Source organism: Phycisphaeraceae bacterium (assembly GCA_040222855.1).
Classification (GTDB): Bacteria; Planctomycetota; Phycisphaerae; order Phycisphaerales; family Phycisphaeraceae; genus Mucisphaera.
This window is the reverse complement of record JAVKCD010000025.1, coordinates 869,668-891,368: the sequence shown is the minus strand read 5'-3', so window position 1 is coordinate 891,368 and position 21,701 is coordinate 869,668. Positions and strand designations below refer to the sequence as shown.

16 protein-coding genes are annotated in these 21,701 nt (G+C 62.9%); 10 read left to right on the top strand and 6 right to left on the bottom strand.

Features of this window, described 5'->3' with window-relative positions:
• Positions 1-10: 10 nt before the first annotated feature.
• On the bottom strand, positions 11-616 hold the full coding sequence (locus tag RIG82_13595; GenBank protein ID MEQ9461977.1) for a hypothetical protein: 606 nt from the start codon (positions 614-616) through the stop codon (positions 11-13).
• A gap of 105 nt (positions 617-721) precedes the next feature.
• Here RIG82_13595 and RIG82_13590 point away from each other — a divergent pair, with 105 nt between their 5' ends.
• The 8 genes from RIG82_13590 (at position 722) to rsmG (ending at position 11,624) form a co-directional block, all read left to right on the top strand.
• Positions 722-1,837, top strand: a complete 1,116-nt coding sequence (locus tag RIG82_13590) for a Nif3-like dinuclear metal center hexameric protein (GenBank protein MEQ9461976.1) — start codon at positions 722-724, stop codon at positions 1,835-1,837.
• A 161-nt stretch (positions 1,838-1,998) separates the two neighbouring features.
• Positions 1,999-2,241, top strand: a complete 243-nt coding sequence (gene rpsR / locus RIG82_13585; protein ID MEQ9461975.1) for a 30S ribosomal protein S18 — start codon at positions 1,999-2,001, stop codon at positions 2,239-2,241.
• Between the two features lie 134 nt (positions 2,242-2,375).
• Positions 2,376-5,432 carry an excinuclease ABC subunit UvrA gene (gene uvrA, locus RIG82_13580; protein MEQ9461974.1) on the top strand — a complete coding sequence of 1,019 codons (3,057 nt, stop codon included), beginning with the start codon at positions 2,376-2,378 and terminating at the stop codon, positions 5,430-5,432.
• 206 nt (positions 5,433-5,638) lie between these two features.
• Positions 5,639-6,751, top strand: a complete 1,113-nt coding sequence (locus RIG82_13575) for a hypothetical protein (GenBank protein MEQ9461973.1) — start codon at positions 5,639-5,641, stop codon at positions 6,749-6,751.
• 30 nt (positions 6,752-6,781) lie between these two features.
• Positions 6,782-7,180: a F0F1 ATP synthase subunit epsilon gene (locus RIG82_13570; GenBank protein MEQ9461972.1), complete on the top strand. Its 399-nt coding sequence runs from the start codon at positions 6,782-6,784 to the stop codon at positions 7,178-7,180.
• Positions 7,181-7,390: 210 nt separating this feature from the next.
• Positions 7,391-9,577: a penicillin-binding transpeptidase domain-containing protein gene (locus RIG82_13565; protein ID MEQ9461971.1), complete on the top strand. Its 2,187-nt coding sequence runs from the start codon at positions 7,391-7,393 to the stop codon at positions 9,575-9,577.
• On the top strand, positions 9,577-10,797 hold the full coding sequence (locus tag RIG82_13560) for an FtsW/RodA/SpoVE family cell cycle protein (GenBank protein MEQ9461970.1): 1,221 nt from the start codon (positions 9,577-9,579) through the stop codon (positions 10,795-10,797). Before RIG82_13565 ends, RIG82_13560 begins: the two co-directional genes overlap by 1 nt.
• A 95-nt stretch (positions 10,798-10,892) precedes the next feature.
• Positions 10,893-11,624, top strand: a complete 732-nt coding sequence (gene rsmG / locus RIG82_13555; protein MEQ9461969.1) for a 16S rRNA (guanine(527)-N(7))-methyltransferase RsmG — start codon at positions 10,893-10,895, stop codon at positions 11,622-11,624.
• 4 nt (positions 11,625-11,628) lie between these two features.
• Here the strand turns inward: rsmG and RIG82_13550 are convergent, their stop codons facing one another.
• Positions 11,629-12,813, bottom strand: coding sequence for a DegT/DnrJ/EryC1/StrS family aminotransferase (locus RIG82_13550; protein MEQ9461968.1), 1,185 nt, complete (start codon positions 12,811-12,813; stop codon positions 11,629-11,631).
• Between the two features lie 118 nt (positions 12,814-12,931).
• Between RIG82_13550 and RIG82_13545 the strand changes: the two genes are divergently transcribed.
• Together RIG82_13545 and hisB are read left to right on the top strand one after the other, a co-directional pair.
• A complete protein-coding gene (locus RIG82_13545) occupies positions 12,932-14,029 on the top strand; it encodes an aminotransferase class I/II-fold pyridoxal phosphate-dependent enzyme (GenBank protein MEQ9461967.1) in 1,098 nt (365 codons plus the stop codon).
• A 4-nt stretch (positions 14,030-14,033) separates the two neighbouring features.
• A complete protein-coding gene (hisB, locus tag RIG82_13540; GenBank protein ID MEQ9461966.1) occupies positions 14,034-14,642 on the top strand; it encodes an imidazoleglycerol-phosphate dehydratase HisB in 609 nt (202 codons plus the stop codon).
• A gap of 36 nt (positions 14,643-14,678) precedes the next feature.
• On the opposite strand, the gene RIG82_13535 is transcribed toward hisB, so the two are convergent.
• From RIG82_13535 to RIG82_13520, 4 genes are all read right to left on the bottom strand, one after another.
• Positions 14,679-15,122 (bottom strand): HIT family protein, encoded by a 444-nt coding sequence (locus tag RIG82_13535; protein ID MEQ9461965.1) that lies wholly within the window; start codon positions 15,120-15,122, stop codon positions 14,679-14,681.
• Between the two features lie 479 nt (positions 15,123-15,601).
• A complete protein-coding gene (locus tag RIG82_13530) occupies positions 15,602-19,156 on the bottom strand; it encodes a hypothetical protein (protein ID MEQ9461964.1) in 3,555 nt (1,184 codons plus the stop codon).
• 34 nt (positions 19,157-19,190) lie between these two features.
• Positions 19,191-20,654: a prepilin-type N-terminal cleavage/methylation domain-containing protein gene (locus tag RIG82_13525; GenBank protein MEQ9461963.1), complete on the bottom strand. Its 1,464-nt coding sequence runs from the start codon at positions 20,652-20,654 to the stop codon at positions 19,191-19,193.
• Complete coding sequence (locus RIG82_13520; GenBank protein ID MEQ9461962.1) at positions 20,651-21,700, bottom strand: type II secretion system protein; 1,050 nt, start codon at positions 21,698-21,700, stop codon at positions 20,651-20,653. Before RIG82_13520 ends, RIG82_13525 begins: the two co-directional genes overlap by 4 nt.
• Between the last annotated feature and the right edge of the window lies 1 nt (position 21,701).

Sequence of the window (21,701 nt, the reverse complement as noted above, 5' to 3'; positions counted from 1 at the left end):
ACGTGGGCGATCAGGCTGCGCTGGGCCGCTCGGCAGTGGTCTCTGCGGGCTCTTGGACCTGTTGACGGAGTTGCGCGAGGAGCTTGCCGTAGACCGGTCGCTTCTGGTCGGTTCCAGCTTGCGTGACTGTGGTCTGGGTCTCGAGCGTCAGCGGTTGCTCAACCACCTTGGCCACCATCCCTGGGTCTACCTCCACCGGAGGCATCGCCGCAGGCCGCGACTCGAGTTTGATCAGGGCGGTGCTGAGTTCTGACAGGTGCCGGTCCTGGAGGTCCACCCGTCTCTGCAGTTGCTGCATCGCCCTCTCCGACGATGCCAACTGCTGAGTCAGGATGCCCAGTGCCTGTTTGAGCGCCTCGTTCTCATTGACTCTCCGCTGCTTCTCTGTATCCAACGCCTTGGCCTGTTCTGCCACGCGCTTCTCCGCCGCCGCCAGCCGGGTCCTCGCATCATCCAGAGCCGATGCGGTGACCAGGTTCAGCTCCTCGCGCGCTTCGAGTCGGTCCTGAGCGGCCTTAAGTAGCCGGGCGCCGAGTCGAACCCGCTCTTCGACGATCGCGGGCGTCATCGCACCCACCCGAACCGTTGATGTCTCACGATCGAGAACACTGCTCATAGACGTACTTCCGAGAGGGGCCGCAAGCCGCTGTTCCACTAACCAGTCATCGACCACTCGCGTGATCGCCTGCAAAATCCCGTGGCCCGCCGTATTCTCAGGTGCATGAAAGCTGACGCCCTTATCCAATCACTTGAGCAGATCGCCCCACCGACGCTGGCCGAGAGTTGGGATCAGGTTGGTTTGCACATCGGGGATCGTTCGGCACGCATCAAACGCGTTCTGCTTTGCATTGATCTGACCGGCGCGGTGCTCGCGGAAGCGCGCAGCGTCAAGGCCGACTTTATCATCGCCTACCATCCGCCTCTGTTTAAACCGATTGAGCGACTGACCAATGATCACCCCAAGAGCGCGTTAGCCTGGCAGGCGGCTCGTGCCGGGATCACGGTCTACTCCCCTCATACCGCGCTGGACGCCGCGCCCAACGGGCTCAACGATTTTCTTGCCTCTCTCATTGGCACCGGTCGTGTCCGCCCGATCCTTCCCGCCAAACTCAACGCTCAGAAGCACGTCAAGCTCGTCACGTTCATTCCGGAATCCAGCGAGGACCGCCTCCGCAATGCGCTCTCGACCATCGGGGCTGGCGTCATTGGCAACTACGAGGCGTGCTCATTTGTGCACGCCGGCCACGGCACGTTCAGGCCGATGCCGGGCAGCCAACCCGCCGTCGGCGTCCCCGGCAATCTCGAACGGGTCCACGAGATCCGCATGGAGATCGTCGTCCCGCGACACCTGATCGAGCCAGCGGTCGGCCTGCTGAGGGCTGTTCACCCCTACGAGGAACCCGCTTTCGACATCATTGAGCTCGAACCCGCGCCGGACACCCCCGCCCTCGCCGGACAGGGCCGTGTTTTGGAGTTAAAACGGGTGATGTCCTTCTCAAAAATCGTCGAACGCCTGCGCAAGGGCCTCAAACAGCCTTATTTGAAGGTTCATCGACCCGCCAGGAGCGGGTCCATCCGTAGGGTGGGCCTCTGTGCCGGAGCGGGTGCCAGCCTGATCCCCGAAGCAGGCGACATTGATGTCTTTTTCACCGGCGAAGTTCGCCACCACGACGCTCTGGACGCCACCTCCAAGGGGATCGGGCTCATCCTTGCTGGCCACACCCAGACCGAACGCTGCTATCTCCCCACCTACCGCCGACGCATCCTCGACCTCGTGCCCGAGTCGCTTGAGGTGCTCATCAGCAAAGCCGACAAACCACCCCTTGAAATCGTGTAAATATCTGTCATCGATAAAGATAAAGCTTTCAATCATCGAGAATCCGGCCCTTCTGAATGACCGGCTTTCCCCCTCACTTGGCTCCTGCTATAGTGCTTAGCTCGAAACCGTCGCCCCTTTGATGCAACGAGGGGCTACAAACCACGACGGAGAACACGACTATGGCAGATTTTCGATCCTTCACACCCGGTGCCCGCGTTCAGGTCACCGCCAGGTCCTCGAATGGCACCCTGCACATCGACTACAAGCGAGCCGATGATCTCCGCCGTTTTCTGACCCCCAACGGCAAGATCCAGTCCCGCAAAAAAACCGGCCTGACCGCCCGCGAGCAAAGACTTCTGTCCCAGGCCATCAAACGGGCTCGCTTTATGTCACTTTTGCCGTATACTTCAGCAACGCTCTGACGCAGAGCCAAATCTAGCCCCCCCCCGCACGGGCCTGCGATCCGCAAGGAGACGCGGGCCCGTCTTAATTCCCGCCCAAAGTCTCAGTAATCATCGTGCCCCGAGAAGCCTTCACGCCGTCCTATACTCCGCCCATGCCCACCGACAACGCCTCATCCCCTGTCATCGCCATCCGCGGCGCTCGCGAGCACAACCTCAAGCACATTGACATCGATATTCCTCGCGACCAGCTCGTGGTGATTACGGGGCTATCGGGCTCCGGCAAATCGACGCTCGCCTTTGACACCATCTACGCCGAAGGCCAGCGGAAGTACATGGAGTCGCTCTCGGCGTACGCCCGCCAGTTCCTCGATCAACTCCAGAAGCCCGATGTCGAATCGATCGAAGGCCTCCCGCCCACGATCGCCATCGAGCAACGCTCTGCCTCGCACAACCCGCGGTCGACTGTCGCGACGACGACCGAGATCTACGACTACCTCCGGCTGCTGCTCGCGCGTGCCGGCGAGGCCCGCTGCTGGCACCGTGATTCTCCCGATGACCCCGCCTGCGGGCACCCCATCGCCATGCAGTCGGCGACGCAGATCGTCGACCACGCCCTTAACCTCGCCGATGGAACCAGGCTCATGGCGCTCGCGCCGGTGATCCGTGGCAAGAAGGGCCAGCACAAAGAAGTCTTCGCGAGTCTGCTTCGCCAGGGTTTCGTCCGCGCCCGTGTCGATGGCGAGGTCATGGACCTTCGCGAGATCACCGAGTCCAAGGACGGCACGCCCTTCACGACCAAGACCTCGCGGTATCAGGCGCACTCGATCGACGCTGTGGTCGATCGCATCGTCATCCGCAAGTCCGATGAAGAAGCCGAGGCGACGACACGCACCCGCCTGGCCGATTCGATCGAACTCTCCCTCGGCCTCGCCGAAGGCCTGGTGATTCTCTCGATCGAGACGCCCGATCTGACCGGCGGAGCAGAGGGCCTAGGGGGTGTGGGGGGGGCGGGGGGGTGGGAAGATGCTCTGTTCAGCGAGAAGCACGCCTGTCCGATTCACCCCGAGTGCTCGCTGGAAGCGCTCGAGCCCCGACTGTTCTCGTTCAACTCGCCCTACGGTGCCTGCCCGACCTGCAATGGCCTGGGCAACATCCTCGAGTTCGACCCCGACCTCATCGTTCCTGACCAGTCGCTTTCGCTCGCCAACGGCGCTATCCAACCCTGGCGCAAGAACGGCGTGCGCATGAACATCTACTACAGCCGCACCACGCGCCGTTTCTGCAAAGACTTCGATGTCGATATCGACACCCCCTTCAACAAACTGCCCAAAGCCATCCGCGCCATCCTGATGAATGGCACGACACCCAAGGATGAGGAGAAGTACAACACCCACTTCGAGGGCGTCGTGCCCAATCTCCAACGCCGCTGGGAGACCACCGACTCCGAGTTCGTGAAATCCCGGCTGCACAGCTACCAATCCGAGAAGCCCTGCCAGACCTGCCGTGGCGGGCGACTCCGCACCGAGGCCATGCACGTGTTCCTCCATGCCTTGCCCGAGGCTGGTCAGGTAGGGAGCTTTGGCACCGATGAGAACACCTTTGTCAACCCCGGCGACCCGCCAGCGGAACCTCGACGCCTGATCAACATCCAGGACGTGGTCGCCATGACGATCGACGAGGCCTCCGGCTTCTTCGAGCACCTGATCCTCAACAACGAACAGACCGCCATCGCCGAGCCGATCCTCAAGGAAATACGATCACGTCTCGGCTTCATGATGTCCGTTGGTCTGAACTACCTCTCCCTCTCGCGCACCACCGGCACGCTCTCGGGCGGCGAGTCTCAGCGCATCCGACTCGCCACGCAGGTCGGCTCCGGGCTCGTCGGCTGCTGCTACGTCCTCGATGAGCCCACCATTGGCCTGCATCAGCGAGACAACGATCGTCTCATCGCCACCCTCCGCAGACTCACGTCCATCGGCAACACCGTACTGGTTGTCGAGCACGATGAGGACACGATCCGCTCGGCTGACCGACTGATCGACATCGGCCCCGGACCCGGACGCCACGGCGGGCAGATCGTTAGCCAAGGCACGCCCGATGAGGTCGCCGCCGACCCCAAGTCACTCACCGGTCAGTACCTCGCTGGCACCCGCGAGATCCCCACACCCGAGGAACGCCGGGTCCTCTCGACCACCACCGACGCCATCACCGTCTACGGCGCTTCGGAGAACAACCTCAAGACCATCGATGTAGCCTTCCCGCTGCACGGGCTGGTGGTCGTCACTGGCGTCTCCGGCTCCGGCAAGTCCACGCTCGTCAACGAGATCTTTCTCAAGGGCGTCAAGCGTGAGGTCCTGGGTTCACGCGATAAACCCGGTGCCCACAAACGGATCAAAGGGGCCGACAAGGTCGAGCGAATCATCGAGGTCGATCAGTCGCCGATTGGCCGCACGCCGCGATCCAACCCGGCGACGTACACCGGCGTCTTCGATGCCATCCGCAACCTCTTCACCCAGACCCGCGAAGCCAAGGCCCGCGGCTACAAACCCGGTCGCTTCTCCTTCAACGTCAAAGGTGGCCGCTGCGAGGCCTGCCAGGGTCAGGGCGTCAAGCGCATCGAGATGCACTTCCTCCCCGATGTCTTTGTCCCCTGCGAGACCTGCAAGGGCGCTCGCTACAACCGCGAGACTCTGGAGATCAAGTACCGCGGCAAGCACATCGCCGATGTGCTCGACATGACCATCGAAGACGCCCTCGCCTTCTTCGACGCCTTCCCCGATGTGAAACGATTGCTCACCGCCCTCAACGACGTTGGCCTCTCCTACCTCCAATTAGGCCAGGCCTCGACCACCCTCTCTGGCGGCGAGGCGCAGCGCGTCAAACTTGCCACCGAGCTTGGCAAACGCCCCAACGGCCACACCCTCTACGTTCTGGATGAGCCCACCACCGGCCTCCACTTCGCCGACGTCGAACGCCTGCTCCACGTCCTGCAGACGATTGCCGATGACGGCCACACCGTCCTGGTCATCGAGCACAACCTCGACATCATCAAAGCCGCCGACCACATCATCGACCTAGGCCCCGAAGGCGGTGCCGCCGGCGGAACCATCATCGCCACCGGCACCCCGGAGGAAGTCGCCGAGAACCCGGAGTCGTACACCGGCCAGTATCTGGCGAAAGTTCTGTATGGCGAAGAAGCAATAGCCTGATTTAGGCCAGACTTAACGCTTGAGCACGGACCGAGCAGGGGTTTTTCGTCCTGCAGATCCCACACACTTGCGGGCTAAGTGAACTCCCCTACGGACAAGCTTAATAACAAGAGTAAAATATCCATAGACGTGCTGAGCCAAGCCTCTGCTTAGGCCATCGAGATGTTGTATCTCAGCAGAAATCTACTGACGGAAGGGAGCCCGCTATGAACCAGACGCACGCTGTTGTTGCGCTCGCCCTCATCCTCTCGACCACCCCGTGTCTTGCCGTCGATCGCAAGCTGATGCCCGTCGCTGATGGCGCGATCACATACTCCGGCGTCGGCAACAGCACCACCGGCTCAACGCTTCATACCGAGTGGGGCGAAGGCCCATCTCAGATCTACACCGGCCGACGAATCCTCATGAAGTTCGATACCTCCTGGTCTTCCGCCGTGGCCTTTCGTGATGCCAAGCTCTACCTCTACGGCGGGCACAACGACACCGCCTCGCAAGTCAACGTTTATCACTACGACGACGATAACTTCTCCGAAGCCTCGATGCCCTTCCCCTCTGACTTTCGTAGTCGTTACCTAACCAACCGCGTGATCACCAACACATGGATCGGCCCCGGCTACGCGGGCATCTGGTACGAGTTCGATATCGGTGCCGGTCTGACGGGCTGGGAGCAAGACGGCTATCTCTCCCTCTGTCTTCGCAACGCAACCAACAGCTTCAACAACAGCGCCAGCTTCGTCAGCCGCAACAGCCAGACATGGAACGGGACTAAGGGCTACGAGCCCTTCATTATCTTCGCCACATACGGAGCCCTGCAGATCACCGATCCCGACTTCCGCAACGGCCTCGGGAGCTGGTCGGTCGACTCCGGCGGGGGCACCGCGATCACCCGCCACAACCCCTATCTCGAAAACGACGAACTCCTGCAGATGATCGCCGGCTCTCCCGTCACCGTGTCCCAGGTCCTCGATACGCCGATGGACCCCTTCTACCTGACCTTCGCTTATGAGCACCAGACGTCCGCTGGCGCACTCACGATCCGACTCACCGATCGCGATGGCAGGACGCTGGACCTTGGTCACCTCGTAGCGCCCGAGACGCTCCCGGAGCCAGGCCTGCGTCAGGGCTATGCCCGGATCGAGGACCCGTCCTGGCTCGGCCTCGATCACGTCACTCTTAGCCTGACCTACGACGGCCCGAGCGGCGCCCAGGTCTGGCTCGACGACATCCACTTTGCCGACGCCGTGCCTGAACCCGCCAGCATCATCGCTCTCGCTATCCTCGCCCTGGCTCCACTGGGAACCCGCCCGCGAACCCGCTAAACTACCGTTCCCCTACGGAGTCCTTGACCCATGATCCATCCCTTCCGCTGCACCATCATCACGCCCGAGAAGCAGGTCTTTGACGAGGAGGTCGCTTATGCCTCGATCCCGCTCCACGATGGTAAGCTCGGCGTCATGGCCAAACGGGCTCCCCTCATGGCCCAACTCGGCCTCTCGACCCTCCGCGTCGATTTTGCCAGCTCGGGCAGCTCGAAGACCTTTTTCGTCAATGGCGGGTTTGCTCAGGTCCAGGACAACCACCTCACCGTCCTGACCCCCGAGGCCATCCCGACCGAGGAACTCTCCGCCGAGATCGTCGCCGAGGCTCAGGCAGAGGCCGATGACGCCCCTCAGACCAGCCCGTCCGAGAAGCAGCGGCAGCAGAAGCTCCAGACCCGCGCCAAGGCCCTCGCCTCGGCAGCCCACTGAGCCTGATTACAAGCGATCGATGCTCCCATCAGCCATATGGTTGGGTTGGGAGATTTCCCGGTTTAATCTGGATCAACCCGATAGCCTTAAGGTGGTATCGGAGGTGACAAGCACGTGATCCGCAGGGCCCTGCGCAGCGCGATCCCCAGCATGTTCCACAGGCGACTGTGGTTGCTGTTTTCTGTTGCATGTCTGGTCTCCCTTAGCCTGATGGCCCAGGCCGCTCGCCTGTCTCTGGGCGATATCCACGAGTCACGGCTCCAGCGTGCCGAAGAGGCCATGCGCACGCCCGCTCTGGTCGAGACCCGGCGCGGGCGGATCATCGACCGCTACGGCCGCGTTCTGGCTCACGATGAGCCAGGCTGGGACGTGACCATCAACTACACCGTGATCACCGGCCAGTGGGCCTACGACCGGGCACGGATCGACGCCCGCTCCGATCGCGGGTGGTGGGCCGAGGCCGCCCCCGAAGAGCGCGAAGCCCGCATCGAGCGGAACGCCGAGGGCTACCTCCAGCAGATCGAGACCCTCTGGCAGACCCTCGCCGACCTCGGCCAGTGGTCGCCCGGCGACACGTCCCGAGCCGACATCGAGGAGGCCAAGAACGACATCCGCCGACGCGTCCAGGCCCTCGCCGCCCACGTCTGGGACCTCCGCCAGCAACGCCGAACTGAGTCCGATGGCCACGCCGTCTCTCTGGCTGATGTCGCCACCGCGATCGCCGAGCAGCGCCAGCACTACTCCATCGTCCGTGATGTTTCCGAGCGCACACGCGTCCAAGTCGAGTCCTTCATCGCCGAAGCCCCCAGCGACCCCAGCCTCGCCGTCTGGAAGCAGGTCCGCATGGAGCGCCCGCGTCAGCGGCGCTACCCCCTCGAAACCATGACCGTCGAGGTCGATCGCCAGGGACTGCCCGGACCTCTCCGCTCGGACACCCCGGTCCTTGTCGATGTCGAAGGCGTCGCCCTGCACATCATCGGGCAACTCCGCCGAACCTACGAGGAGGATGAAGACCGCCGACCCTTCCGCGTGCTCCTGCCCTCGGGCGAGACCGGCACCGACCTCCGCGGCTACCTCCCCGGTGACAGGACCGGGGCGTTTGGTGTCGAGAGGACTCAGGAGAGCCGGCTCCGTGGGTCTCGCGGGCGCATCGTCACGTTCCTCGACACCGGCGAAGAAGAACGACTCGCCCCCGTCGCAGGTGAAGACGTTCGCATCACCCTCGACATCGACCTGCAGGCCCGCATCCAGGCTTTGATGCACCCGGACATCGGGTTGATGACCCTCCAGCCCTGGCACCGGAAATCCGCTGAAGGGCAGACCGGCAAACCTCTCGCGGGCGCGGTCGTGGTGCTCGATGTCGAGACCTCCGAGATCCTCGCCGCCGTCACCGCGCCGGGGATGTCGATCCGAGAACGCCGCGAGCACCCCGAACGGGTCTTCCGCGATGCCGAGTACCTGCCGTATCTCAACCGCCCGGTCAGTCGTGCCTACGCCTCGGGCTCCATCATCAAGCCTCTGATCCTGGCCGCGGCAATGGCCGAAGGCGTCATCGGGCCGGAAGACACCATCACCTGCAACGGCCACCTTCACGCGGATCACCCCGATCGCTTCCGCTGCTGGATCTTCAAGCGATTCCTGATGCGCCACGGCCCCCTCGACGGCGCGGCGGCCATCGAACAGTCTTGCAACATCTACTTCTATACCCTTGGTCGTGACCTTGGCATGAATCGGATGGTCACCTGGCTCCAGCGATTTGGTCTCGGCACCGCGACCCTTTGCGGGCTTCCCGATGAACATTCTGGCGACCTACCGGATGGCACGCTTCTTGGCCGCTTAGGCGAGACCGATGCCACCCTCATGGGTATCGGGCAGGGGCCTGTCACATGGACCCCCCTCCAGGCCGCCGCTGCCTACGCCACGCTGGCCCGGGGTGGGATCGCCTACCGCCCTTCGGTCTATCTCGAGCCCTACCCCGAAGACCGCGGAGCCAGAGACCTCGAACTCCCGCGCGCAGCCGTTAACGAAGCCATGGCCGGACTCCGACAGGTCGTCGAGGCCCCGCAGGGAACGGGTCGTTTCGTCCAGGCCGAGGGCGAACGAGCCAAGATTAACAACGTCGAAGGCGTCACCATCTGGGGCAAATCGGGTACCGCCGACCCCGGCTCGGTCCGCTGGGTCGATCGCAACTTCAACAATGAGCGCGATGAAGGCGAACTCGAACGCATGGCCGAGGACGAGGACCATGCCTGGTTCGTTGGCCTCGCCGGACCCGAAGGCGGGCCACCGGTCGTCGTCATTGCCGTTGTCGTCGAGTACGCCGGCTCCGGCTCGCAGGCCGCCGGCCCGATCTTCAACGAAGTCGTCCGCGCTCTCCGCCTGGAGGGCTATCTTTGATGAAGCTCCCCGAGCCGATTGAGCATCTTTTCGATCAACTCACTCGCGTCGCCACGAAGAGCGCCGCCTGGATCCTCCTGATCGGTGCGGTCTTGCTCACGACGGTCGGCATCTTCTCGATTGGCATCGTCGAACCCGGCCTCGCCTCAAGGCAGGGCTCGGTCTGGGTGCCCATCGCCATCTTCGGGCTCTTGGTCGCCTTCCTGCCTAGGCCGCGGTGGATCGGCACTTCGGCGTACCCGCTGATGGCCTTCGCCCTCGCACTGCTGATCCTGCTGGTCCTCCCGTTCACGCCACGCTGGCTCGTGCCCGTCATCAACGGGGCCAAGGCCTGGATCAACCTCGGCGTGATGAACTTCCAGCCCGCTGAACTGACAAAGGTCGCCTTCGTCCTCGCCATGGCGTGGTACCTGCGTCACCGCAAATCACACCGCACCCTGCTCGGCTTGCTCAAACCCTTCCTGCTGATGCTCGTGCCGGTCGCGCTCATACTCAAACAGCCCGACCTCGGGACGGCCATCCTGTTCGCGCCGACCCTCTTCATCATGCTCCTCGCCGCGGGCGCTCGTCTCAAACACCTCGTCGGGCTCATCGGCGTCGCCGCGGTCGTCATTGGCGTCAACATCCTCATCGCACTCTACGCGCCTGACTCGATGCAACTCCTCAAGCCCCACCAGCGCGAACGCATCGTCTCGATGATCTCTCTCGCTCAGGGTGATACCCGCTACGCCACCACCACCGGCTACCAGCAGGACACCGCCATGACCCTTGTTTCCGCAGGCGGATTGACCGGCTACGACCCCCAGCGCGTCCGCGACATGATCCAGCTCAACAAACTCCCCTTCGACCACAACGACATGATCTTCGCCGTCGTCTGTGCCCGCTGGGGCTGGCTCGGCGGGTTCGGCCTCATGGCCCTCTACATGATGATCGTCACCGCGATGGTCTTGATCGCCGCGGAACTCAAAGACCCCTTTGCTCGCCTCGCCACCGTCGGTTTTGCCGGCATCCTCTTCACGCAGGCCTCGATCAACATCGGCATGACCGTCGGCCTCCTGCCCATCACCGGCATCACGCTGCCCTTCGTCTCCTACGGCGGGTCGTCGCTGCTCTTCTCCGCCGTCATGATTGGCCTGGTTCTCAACTTCGCCTCCCGCCGCCCGGCCCCGCTCGCCCGGCCGAGTTTCGAGTTCGACAACGCCGAAGCGATCTTTCAGTGACCTTATGGCTGGGTGGACCGAGTCATGCCAAAGGCTGACTCGGGATCAGTCATGCCAGCCCGCCACCTGCTGCGCCCCGCTATCCTCTGCCCTCCATGACCAACCCTCTCCCCGTCCCTGACAACGCCCGAGCCGACGCCGAGAAACTAGGCTTCGAGATCGAAGACTCGACCTGGCTGCAGCTCGGCCTGTTCCTGGCTCTGCTGCTCGAACGCAACCAGACGATGAACCTCACCGCGATCCGCGAGCCCGAGGCGGCGTGGTCGCGCCATATTCTCGACTCCCTGACCGTGCTCCCCGCCCTCGAAGAACTTTCCGACCACGCCCGCATCATCGACCTCGGCACAGGCGGGGGCCTCCCCGGTCTCCCGCTGGCCATCGCACGACCCGACCTCCGCTTCACGCTGGTTGATTCCACGCAGAAGAAAATCGCTTTCGTCCAGGAAGCCGCGGATCAACTCGGCCTCCCCAACGTCACAGCTGTCGCCGAGCGGTCCGAGCGTCTGGCCAAGCATTCCAACCATCGTCAGCAATACGACATCGCCCTGTCCCGCGCCCTCGGCCCGCTGCCCACGGTGCTCGAACTCGCTCTCCCGTTTGTCCGCCAGGACGGGTGGGCGATCGCCATGAAGGGTCCCCGAGTCGAAGAAGAACTCGCCCGCTCCGCCGACGCCCTCGCCGTCCTCGGCGGCGGCGAAGTCCAGGTCATCGACGCCTACCCGGAAGGCTTCGACAACGACCTAGTGCTCGTCCTGATTCATAAAGAACGCAACACCCCCAAGACCTATCCGCGCGACCCGGGGATCCCTAAGAATCAACCGCTGTAAGCGATCATCGCCGGAGCAACTGCTCGCGCTGAATCATCACCTTGAGCGTGTGGCACACCAACTCGATTTGTGTTGCATCCATCCGGTTGAAGAACGGCAGGGCGATCGTCCGGTCGCTGATCGACTCGGCGACGGGGAAGTCGCCCTGCTTGTAGCCGAAGTGTTCCCGGTAATAGGGCTGGAGATGGATACACGGGAAATAGTTTGACGCGCCCACATCGTGCCGCCGGAGCCCGCCGATGATCCGGTCTCGCTCCTGCCGGCCGTACTCAGCCGCGAGCCGGACCACGAACACAAACCACGACATCGTGTCTTCCTCGCCGGGCGGCATGTTGGGGAGGATGATGTCGTCGAGGTCCTTGAGCATGTTGATGTACTCGTAGGCCACATCACGCCGGCGCTCCAGGATGCCGTCGAGGCGGTCGAGTTGCGTGAGCCCCAGCGCCGCCGCGATCTCGGAGAGCCGGTAGTTGTAGCCGAGCCGTTCGTGGCTCAGCCAGGACCCGGTCGACTGCCCGCCACCCACCGGCTCGCGCCGCTGGGCCTTGGGGTCGGGACGACCCTGGTTGCGCATCGATCGGCAGAGCGACGCCAGCCGGTCGTCGTCGGTGAGGATCATCCCGCCCTCGCCGGTGGTGATCTGCTTGTTCGGATAGAAGCCGAAGACACTCGCCCGCCCGAAGCTCCCGATCTTCCGGCCGGCGCACACCCCGCCAAGACCCTCACAGGAATCCTCGACCAGCGCGATCTCGTGGTTGTTGGCCAGACGTTCGAGCTGATCCATGTGGGTCGGGTTGCCGAAGACCTCGACGGCGAGGATCGCCTTGGTTTTCTCGGTGATGGCCCGCTCCGCCGCCTCCGCTGTCATGTTCAGGCTCTTGGGATCGATATCAACAAACACCGGCGTAGCGCCGCACATCACAATGGCGTTGGAAGACGCGACGAAACTAAACGGCGTCGTCACCACCTCATCGCCCGGGCCGACGCCCAAGGCCAGGAGAATCAAGTGCAGCCCGCACGTGCCAGACGACACCGCGATGCCGTGCCGCCTGCCAATCCGCCCGGCCATGACGTCCTCGAACAGCTCCTGCTTCGGCCCGATGCTCAGCCGCCCCGACCTGAGCACCTCCACCACGGCATCGATCTCGGCGTCGGTAATATCCGGCAGACTCAGCGGCAGGTCGGTCATCAGCGTCTCTCAAGGGGTGCGATTTCATCAGTGTAACGCAGCCGCACGCTGCCGACCGGCGTCAGGATCGAGCCTTGGCGATTTATCGCAGATGGTTCTGGTGCCCTAAACTAGAGTCATGCCGTACGAGCGTCCGAACATCACCGAGCTTTCTGCCTACGTCTCCGGGGAGCAGCCGACTGACGGCAAGACGATCAAGCTCAATACCAATGAGAACCCCTACCCGCCGTCGCCGAAGGTGCTCGAAGCGATTGCCGGGGTCAGCGGGGAGCTGCTCCGCAAGTACCCCCCGCCGACGGCCGCGAGCTTTCGCCGCGCCGCAGCGGAGGTCCACGGCGTCAAGCCAGAGAATGTTATTGCGACCAACGCCGGGGACGAGTTGCTGCGGCTCGCGTTGACGGTCTTCACCGATCCGCAGTCCGACGGCCGTGGAATCGCGGTCGCTGAGCCGACATACTCGCTATACCGCGTGCTGGCCGGGATCCACGGGACGCCGGTCTACGCCGAGATGCTGACGGACGCGTTCGGACTGCCGGAGGGCTGGGAGGGTCGGCTGGCGCAGCGGCCGGTGGGGATCGCGTTTGTGGTCAACCCGCACGCGCCATCGGGGCGGCTGGAGTCGATCGATCGGCTCGCTGAGGTTGCTGGAGCGCTGCAGGGACGCGGGATTTTGCTGGTTGATGAGGCGTATGTGGACTTCGCGGGGCGGAGTGCGTTGCCGCTGCTGGATGCGAAGCGTGGGCTGGATAACGTCCTGATTCTCAGGACGTTATCGAAGGGCTACGGTCTGGCGGGGCTGCGGTTCGGCTATGGACTTGGGCACGCGGGGCTGATCGCAGCGATGGACAAGGCGCGGGATTCGTTCAATACCGATATCGTCGCGCAGGCGGCGGCGGAGGCGGCGATCCGCGACCAGGCCTACGCCCGATCGACGTGGGATCGGGTGATCGAGCAGCGAGGTGTGATGACGCAAGCCCTGCAGGATCGTGGATTTGTGGTGGGTCGTAGCGAGAGCAACTTTGTGCTGGCGCAGGTGCCTGTGGGGTCGGTTCCAGCGGGGGAGTTTTACGGAAGGCTCAAGGCGGCGGGGATTCTGGTGCGATACTTCGATCAGGAGCGTCTGCGCGACAAGCTCCGGATCACGGTGGGCACGCCGGAGCAGAATCGGGCGTTGCTCAGCGCGATCGACCTTATCCTCAAGCCAGCCAAGGTTTAACCCTGTGAATCCCCCCCCCACCCGGACCTCGAAAATTGAGCGCACGACCAGCGAGACCGCGATCACGCTGGAGCTTGGGCTGGACTGCAAGGAGAGCGGTCCTGACTATAAGTGCTTAACTGGCGTGGGTTTCTTTGACCACATGCTCGATCACATCGCGCGGCACGGGCGGTTTGACCTGCAGGTGACGGCGCGGGGGGACACGCACGTGGACGATCACCACACGGTGGAGGATGTGGGGATCGTGATGGGACAGGCGCTGAATCAGGCCCTAGCGGATCGGCAAGGTCTTGAGCGGTATGGGTTTGCCTCGGTTCCGATGGACGAGTCGCTGGCGCGGGTGTCGGTGGACCTGTCGGGGCGGTTTTCGCTGGTGTTTGCGGACGGTTTCAGCGGGCCGGGGGCCAAGATCGGTGCATTCGATGTGCAGTTGGTGAAAGAGTTTATGCACGCGATCGCGCAGGCGGGGCGGTTTAATCTGCACATCGAGGTGCCGCACGGCGAGAACGATCATCACGTGGCGGAGGCGATCTTCAAGGCGTTTGGGCGGGCGCTTTATCAGGCGACGCGGGTGACGCGTGGGGATATGCCATCGACTAAGGGGTCGCTGTAACCACTGAGGAAAACGGGGCTCGTGGCCGATCGCGGGTTAGAGGTTGGCGCGGATTTTCTGGATGAGGTCCGCAGCGTGGTCGTTGTCGAGGTGGGTGGCGGGCCAGGTGAAGGTGAAGTTCGAGTCGGGTAGACCGCGGGGGATGATGTGGATGTGGACGTGGTGGACGGCCTGCCCGGCGGCGACGCCGTTGTTCTGGAGGATGTTGTAAGCCTCAGCACCGACTGATTTTGTGACGGCTGCGGCGAGCTTCGGGATCGGGGCGAAGAGGGCGGCGGCGGTGGCGGGGGGGAGCTGATCGAGGGTGGCGTAATGGGCTTTGGGGATGAGGAGGGTGTGGGCGGGGGCGACGGGGTTGATGTCGAGGAAGGCGAGGGTGTGGTCATCTTCGTGGAGTTTGTGGCAGGGGATGTCGCCCTGGATGATGCGGCAGAAGATGCAGTCGGGGTCGTGGGGACGGGCGGGGGGTTGGTCAGGCAAGGTGAGGCTCCGTCTAGAGTTAGATCGCCGACCCTTCTGCTTTTTTGGGCAGGGCGGGCCGCTGGAGGGGTGGTTTGATCAGGGTAAAAGAAGAGCCGGCGGCGGGAAAGGTGCCCGACGCCGGCCCAGGAGGAGAAGAGAAGTATCCCTATTTTAACAGCAAGATGTTGGTGTCAATACCCCTTGTTACGAATTGGTGAGAAAAAAGTTCGTTGGTTAGGGGAATCGGTGTTGTGTTGGCGAAAAGACTTGATCTTATAGGACGGTTTTGGGGTGAGATGGGGTGGTTTTTTGTGCGCACTCGTCAATCAAACGTGACCGATGGGGGTTGAAGTGCGGTCGGATGTGCGCACGGAAGTTTGGTCGGTCGTGATTGTGCGCGGTGGCGGAGGTCTTGTGGTTGTGATGGAAGGTGTGAAAGTTTGTGGGTGGTGGGCACGACCCTGAAGGGACGTGGCACCCGAGTGGGGGGTGGGGGCTTAGCGGTCTTCGATGAACATGAGGACGCGGGGTTGGTCGCCGGGGGCGTTCACGTTGGAGCGGTCGTAGGTGACGATGAAGCGGCGCTCGACGACTTTGTCGAAGGTGGTGGGGGTGTCGGGGTTGGGGCGTCTTCCCTGGAGGAGGACGTAGGCGGTGAAGACGTCGGACCGGACTGAGGTGAGGGCGGCGGTGCGGATGAGGGGGAGGAGTTCTTCCTCGAGGTCATCGGTGACGTTGTCGGAGGTGAAGTCGCCCTCGCGTTCGTTGGTATTGGCACCGTCGGTGGAGAGGTAGGTTGAGGTGAAGTTGCTTGCGGCGGCGGTGCGGGCCATGGCGATTTCACCGATGGAGGCGAAGCCGGGGTCATTGCGGAGGCCGGTGACGCCGGTGGTGGCTTGTTGTCTGGCGTTCACGTCGAAGGGTGAGGTTCCGACGCCGGGGATGGTGGTGGCTGTTGCTGGCTTGTCGCGGTAGTCGATGAGGCCTGCGGCGAGTTGCTGGCCCATCTCGCTGCCGGGTGTCATGGGGTGGTTGTTGAAGACTCTTCCGCCGAGGGTGTAGGGGAGTGCTTCGAGGACGCGTTGGGGTGCGGTGTTGATGTTGACGACGCCGAAGGCCATGCCGGGGTTGAGGGCTGGGGTGGCGGTGCCGGTCAGTCCTGAGTCGGCGGCCTGGACGGTGGTGAACTGGTCCATGAGGTTGACGGGATCGGGGAGGTCATTGGACCCGGCGGGTACGTTTTCCCAGTCGAGTTTTGCGAAGTAGCGCTCGTTTGCGGCGTTGATGGCCGCGGCGAGGTTTTCGGAGATGGGTATGTCGCCGGCAGCGCCGCCGGTTTCGTGGGCGACGGTGAGGAGGAGTCCGAGTTCGGCGACGGAGTCGAGGGTTGGGGCGGTGGTGTCGGCGGTTGTGCCATCGGCCTGCTTGCCGAGGTGGAGTTGGAAGTCTGGAGGTGCTGGGGTGAAGGTGACGCCATTGTTGGCGTCGCCAAAGGTCTCGAGCAAAGCAGCGGAATAGTCGGCCGGTAGTGGTGGTGTAAATACCGTTCTTGATGGGGTGGCTGGGACTTCGTTCTGATCGGAGTCTTCCAAAACAAAGTGAGCGAATGATGCTGCTGGTGTGTCGTCGCGACGGAGGTAGTTGGAATAGACCACGGTTTCACCATCCGCAGGGATCGCTTCTCCACCATAAAGCGCGGCTTCATCGAGCGGGAATGGATCGTCAGTGACCGTGGCGATGTTGAAGCTAGCCTCGAAACGATCAACGAGAAGATTGGCGCCGCCTAGGGTATAGCGGAGTTCGAAGGTGATCTCGTCGCCTTGAGCCCATGCGTTATCGGGAAGGATGGCTTGAGTAGCGGGCCCGGTCATCGCTGCGGTGATGGCGGTCCTGGTGGCTGGATCAATACCGGGGGAGGAGAGAAGTAATTCATCTCCGGGTCCGAGTGTCCCTGGGTTCAACGGTATGGCACCCGCTGCGAGTGGAGTGCCGTTGATCAGGATGGTGATGCTGAAGTCCTCAAGCTGAACATCGGCATCGTAGCCCATGCCAACACTCCATGGATTGGCGAGCTCGACGAGAAGGTAGCGGTTTTCATTCGTTACCAGTTGATTGGCATCAGGTGGGTCTTCGGCGATGATGACTGATACGGCTTCACGGAAGAAGGGCTGGGCTTCGAGGCCGGTGTAGGTGGTGGCACCGTCGACGATTTGGAAGTCAGAGAGTGTGTTGGTTCGGGTGTCGGTGTTATCGGCGCCTAAGTTAGCGGGTACATCGTCGTAGACGCCGGGGATGCGGTAGGCCATGAGGTTGGCGAGGAGCGCGTGGCGTTCGGCGCTAGTGAGTCCGGCTTCTTCGGCGCGATCGAGAAATGCCTGAGCTTCCGGGGAGGGTGAGGTGCCTGCGGTGTCCTCGATGTAGAGTTGGTCGAGATTGAGTTTGGCGCGGTCGGGGGCGGTGGCGAAGTAAGGTGTGGTGCTTAGAGCTGGTCTGACCTGACGGGCACCGGAGTAGGTGGTGATGAGGTGTCGGATGCCTTGGCGCATCTGTCGTCTTGAGGCGTAGCCCGGGGTTTCGATGCGGTTGGAGCGGAGGACGGAGAAGCCGTTGCCGTCGGTGGCTTCGAAGGCGTTGTAGAGGCTGTATTCGAGGGCGGACCAGCCGGGGCTGTTGAGGCCGAAGCGAGTGCGTAGTTCGGCGAGGGTTTCGGTGCCGAAGGGTATGTAGGGGCGTTCAGCCAGGATGAAGTTGTTTTCATTCCAAGGGGCTGTGTAGATGCCTTGGTTTGTGGTTGAGTACCTGGCGAGGCTGGGTTGATCGAGGTTGCGGCCGAAGAGGTGGTAGCGAGCTTCGCGGTCGGTGCGGTTGTAGGGGTAGGCACCGGAGGGCATCGTGCTGGGCGGGTTGCCTGCGATAGTTTCGGGGTATCCGAGCGCCTTGTAGAGAGCTTCTCGTGGCACTTGTGAGCTGGTGACGGGTGGCGCGGCGAGTGAGGCGACGCCGTAGTAGGGCGAGTCGCCGCGTTGTCCGCCGGTGGTGCCGACTTGTTGATAGATGTCGCTAGCAACGAAGCCGTCGTAGCCTTCTCCTTGGGAGAACCAGAGTGGGCTTGGGTTTCCCCAGTCGGCGTTGTTGCCGGCATCGTGGGTGAAGTCGGTGCGGGCAAGGAGTCGCTGGAGGTCGAGGTCGGCGGGCGTGGTGCCGAGGACCATGCTGTCCCGAGGTTGGAGGATGATGGGTTCGATTTCGGTGGCGGTGTTGACGTTGGCGAGGGCGGACTCGTCGATGATTCGGACCGCGGCAGCCCAGCGGAGTCCGCCTGGGGCGTTGATGGGGAGTTCGACCCAGCGTGAATCGATGTAGCCGTCGCCGTCGGCGTCGGCGGCCTGATCGGGGTTAAAGGGGCGGCTGTCGTTAAGGAACTCTTCGTTGCTGTATGTTTCAGTTGTAGGGTGGTATGTCAGAGCAGACCTTGCAAGGTCTGTACCACCTGTATAGATGCTTAAACCCTCAAAATCACCAAGTGGAAGAAAATGCTCAAGGTCTATGAATCGGAGTTTCGTATTGTTTGAGTCGGTCAGGTTGGAGACGTTACGCCAGGCTTCCCAGTCGTTTGTATTGTCACCATCGCCATCATCGTTTACTTGGCCCAGAGATCCAAGAAAACCGGTGAAGGGTTCAGCTACTAAAAAGTTCTGCTGAGAAGGATCGAGGCGTACTAAATCTTCGGGTTCGGTGGAGGCGAGCCAGGGGTCGACATCGGGGTGGGGGTAGTCGTGGTATTCGGAGCCGGCTACGCCGGTGGTGTAGTCGGTCCAGTCCCGGGCGATGACTTGTCCGATGTAGTTGACAGTGGCCTGGATGGCGGCGTCGTTGCTGGAGGCTCTTGAGGCGGCGGATCCGGCGATGCGGGCGGATTGTGATGAGGAGACGAAGGCGACGCCTGCGAGGAAGACGAGGAGGAGGACGCCGACGGCGAGGAGGAGTGCGGAGCCGCGGCGGGTGGTTGTGGGGGGGCGGTTTGTTGTGTTACGGGGTTGTGTGGTGTTCATGGTGGCGCTCCTGGACAGCGTTTGGGGCGCGGGGTCAGGGTTTTGGCGGGACGCGGAGGATGAGCTGGAGTTTCTGGCCATCGGGCTCGCCGCGGAAGACCCATTGGGAGCCTCGTTGTCCGACGGTTTCCTCGTAGAGTTCGCGGGTTTCCTCGTGTTGCTGGTGGAGGTAGCCTTCGGCGTCGTGGAGGGTCATGGTGATTCGGAGGAGGACGGGCCAGGCGCGGTAGATGCCGGAGGCGCCGTCGCCGGTGACTTCGAGTCCTTCACCGAAGATTTGGCGGACGTTGGAATCGGTTTCATCGTAGGTTCGGCCGTAGTCGGGAAGGTTGGGGTTGTTCTCATTGAAGCCAATGCCGGTGTCATCGTGTGCGATGTCGAAGCCGAAGGCACGCATGTCGCCGGAGGTGAAGATGGACCCGCCTCGTTCGAACTCGTTGGCGTTTGCGGGTCTTGGGTTGAGTCGGTGCCAGATGATGTGGGCGGGGTAGCCGTTGGTGGTGTCGGCGTCCTGGATGTCGACCGCGCCATCATTGTCGGCGTCGATGGCGTAGTCGACGCGGAAGTCGGAGCAGTAGGGTGCTAAGGAGGCGGCGACGAGGGGGGCCTGGAAGCGCAGGGGGAAGGAGAGCGGATCGGATGGGGCCACGATCGCGCCTTGCATGTTGTAGTCGCGGAATCCCCAGCGTCTGGTGGCGGCCATGCCCATGAAGGTGTAGATGTTGGCGGTGGTGGCGGCGGGCTGGAGGAGGGCTTGTCGGTAGGAGGAGATGCTGCCGACGGCGAGGTCGGTGGTGGCGGTGTCGATGAGGGTCAGTCGGCTTTGGGCGTTGGGGAGTGGCGTGGCGTAGTTGTTGTCGTTGCGCCAGATGCTGGCGGTGTGGTAATAAGGGACACCTGTTAGAGGGTCATCGTTTGGGATGATGGGTGAGAGGAGGGTGGTTCTGCGGCCGAGGGTCCACTGGCGGGGGACGATGAACTTATTGATGGCCTCGGGGCGGTTGGACAGGTGGGGTGGCGCGGTGTCGTAGCGGGAGTCGCCTTCGGGAACGATGGCGGTGTTATCGAAACGGAGGTGTCCGTAGGAGACCCAGGCGGTGGGGGCCTGGATGGTGCTGTCGAGGGTGGAGGTCCAGGGTCCGTTGGCGAAGAAGGCGAGTTGGTCGACGCGGTGTTCGCGCTCGATGTCAGCGGAGTCGAATCCGTCGGGTGTGTAGGTGACGGAGGCGGCGCGGATGACCATGAAGGCGTCGGTGTTGAGTCTTGCGATGTCGTCGCGCATGCGGGCTTCGACGGCCTGGGCGACGGAGAGGGTTTCGTCCTGGGCCCCGCCTAGGTTCACGGTGTCGCGGATGGCACCGACGATGTAGACGACGACGGTGAAGACGAGGGCGAGGACGGTGACGGCGGTGATCATCTCGATGAGAGAGAACCCCCCCCGCACCCCCCGCGCCCCCCGCTGGCACTGCGTGTTGTTGGGGTGTGTGGTGGGGGTCATGGGATGAGTCCTGTGACGATGGTGGCGGTTCGTGCGGGGAGCCAGAAGATTTCGAACTCGATGGGTGTTCCAGGGCTCGCTGGGTTTACTTGAGCGGGGGGTCTATCAGCACCGAGAATGGCGAAGAGATCGTCATCGACATCGAAGCTGCCGACGATTCGAGTGATGAAGGCAGGTTCTTGGGGGAGGTTGGTGCCGACCATGAGGATGGAGTGGTTGCGGATTCCGCCGGTGGGGAACTCGAGGCCGTAAGTCGTGGTTGCGTCGCCGATCGCTCCAGAGGTCGCGAGGTCGAGCTCGTTGCTGAGGGCACCTGAGATTTCGATGAGTCCGAATGGGGTTGGGTCGACTTCGTTGTTGTTGTTGAAGTCGTTGATGACGAGGGCGTTGGGGTCGCGGGCGTCTTCTCTGCGGAAGACGAAGACGGCGGCTTCGAGGGGTTGATCGGCGGTTGCGCGGGCGAGGAGTCGGTGGTCGTAGGTGGGGTCGGGGGCATCGGGGGCGAGGGGGTAGCGGTTGTCGAAGCGGGCGTTACCGAGGGTGTTGGCGACGATGCGGTAGGAGTCGATGAAGGGGTAGTGGGCGATGATGGTGTCGGTGTTGGTGGCTCCGCGGGTCAGGGAGCGGGTGTCGGTCTGGGCCTGGTAGAGCCAGGGGTCGGAGGGCGAGGGGATGATGGGAAGGGCGAAGAGGGTTTCGCGGCGATCGCTAGCGCTTGGGCTGATGGCGTTGCGGAGGGGTTCGTCCGAAGGATCGATTTCGACGACGAGAGGCTCGAAACCGGCGAGTGGGGTGGTGACGCCTGATCGGTCGAGGACTTGGGTTTGTCCCATGGCCTGGAGGACGGCGAGGACGTTTCGGGCATGGGTGTTGGCGAAGGTGTCGTCGGCGGCGTTTTTTCGGGCGATTCCGCCTACGGGGAAGAGGGCGGAGAGGAGGATGAGGCCGAAGGCGAGGATGCCGGCGGCGACGAGCATTTCGATGAGGGTGTAGGCGCGGCGGTGGTTGCGCTGGGCGAGTTTGATGGTGGTATTGGGGTTTAGCATG

Excerpts from the sequence above, each read along its gene's own strand:
- RIG82_13560 (MEQ9461970.1), top strand. The coding sequence starts at position 9,577 with ATGAAGCTCCCCGAGCCGATTGAGCATCTTTTCGATCAACTCACTCGC.
- RIG82_13545 (MEQ9461967.1), top strand. The coding sequence starts at position 12,932 with ATGCCGTACGAGCGTCCGAACATCACCGAGCTTTCTGCCTACGTCTCC.
- RIG82_13520 (MEQ9461962.1), bottom strand. The coding sequence starts at position 21,700 with ATGCTAAACCCCAATACCACCATCAAACTCGCCCAGCGCAACCACCGC.
- RIG82_13565 (MEQ9461971.1), top strand. The coding sequence starts at position 7,391 with ATGGCCCAGGCCGCTCGCCTGTCTCTGGGCGATATCCACGAGTCACGG.
- RIG82_13570 (MEQ9461972.1), top strand. The coding sequence starts at position 6,782 with ATGATCCATCCCTTCCGCTGCACCATCATCACGCCCGAGAAGCAGGTC.
- RIG82_13530 (MEQ9461964.1), bottom strand. The coding sequence starts at position 19,156 with ATGAACACCACACAACCCCGTAACACAACAAACCGCCCCCCCACAACC.
- RIG82_13575 (MEQ9461973.1), top strand. The coding sequence starts at position 5,639 with ATGAACCAGACGCACGCTGTTGTTGCGCTCGCCCTCATCCTCTCGACC.
- uvrA (MEQ9461974.1), top strand. The coding sequence starts at position 2,376 with ATGCCCACCGACAACGCCTCATCCCCTGTCATCGCCATCCGCGGCGCT.
- RIG82_13550 (MEQ9461968.1), bottom strand. The coding sequence starts at position 12,813 with ATGACCGACCTGCCGCTGAGTCTGCCGGATATTACCGACGCCGAGATC.
- rsmG (MEQ9461969.1), top strand. The coding sequence starts at position 10,893 with ATGACCAACCCTCTCCCCGTCCCTGACAACGCCCGAGCCGACGCCGAG.
- rpsR (MEQ9461975.1), top strand. The coding sequence starts at position 1,999 with ATGGCAGATTTTCGATCCTTCACACCCGGTGCCCGCGTTCAGGTCACC.
- RIG82_13590 (MEQ9461976.1), top strand. The coding sequence starts at position 722 with ATGAAAGCTGACGCCCTTATCCAATCACTTGAGCAGATCGCCCCACCG.
- RIG82_13595 (MEQ9461977.1), bottom strand. The coding sequence starts at position 616 with ATGAGCAGTGTTCTCGATCGTGAGACATCAACGGTTCGGGTGGGTGCG.
- RIG82_13525 (MEQ9461963.1), bottom strand. The coding sequence starts at position 20,654 with ATGACCCCCACCACACACCCCAACAACACGCAGTGCCAGCGGGGGGCG.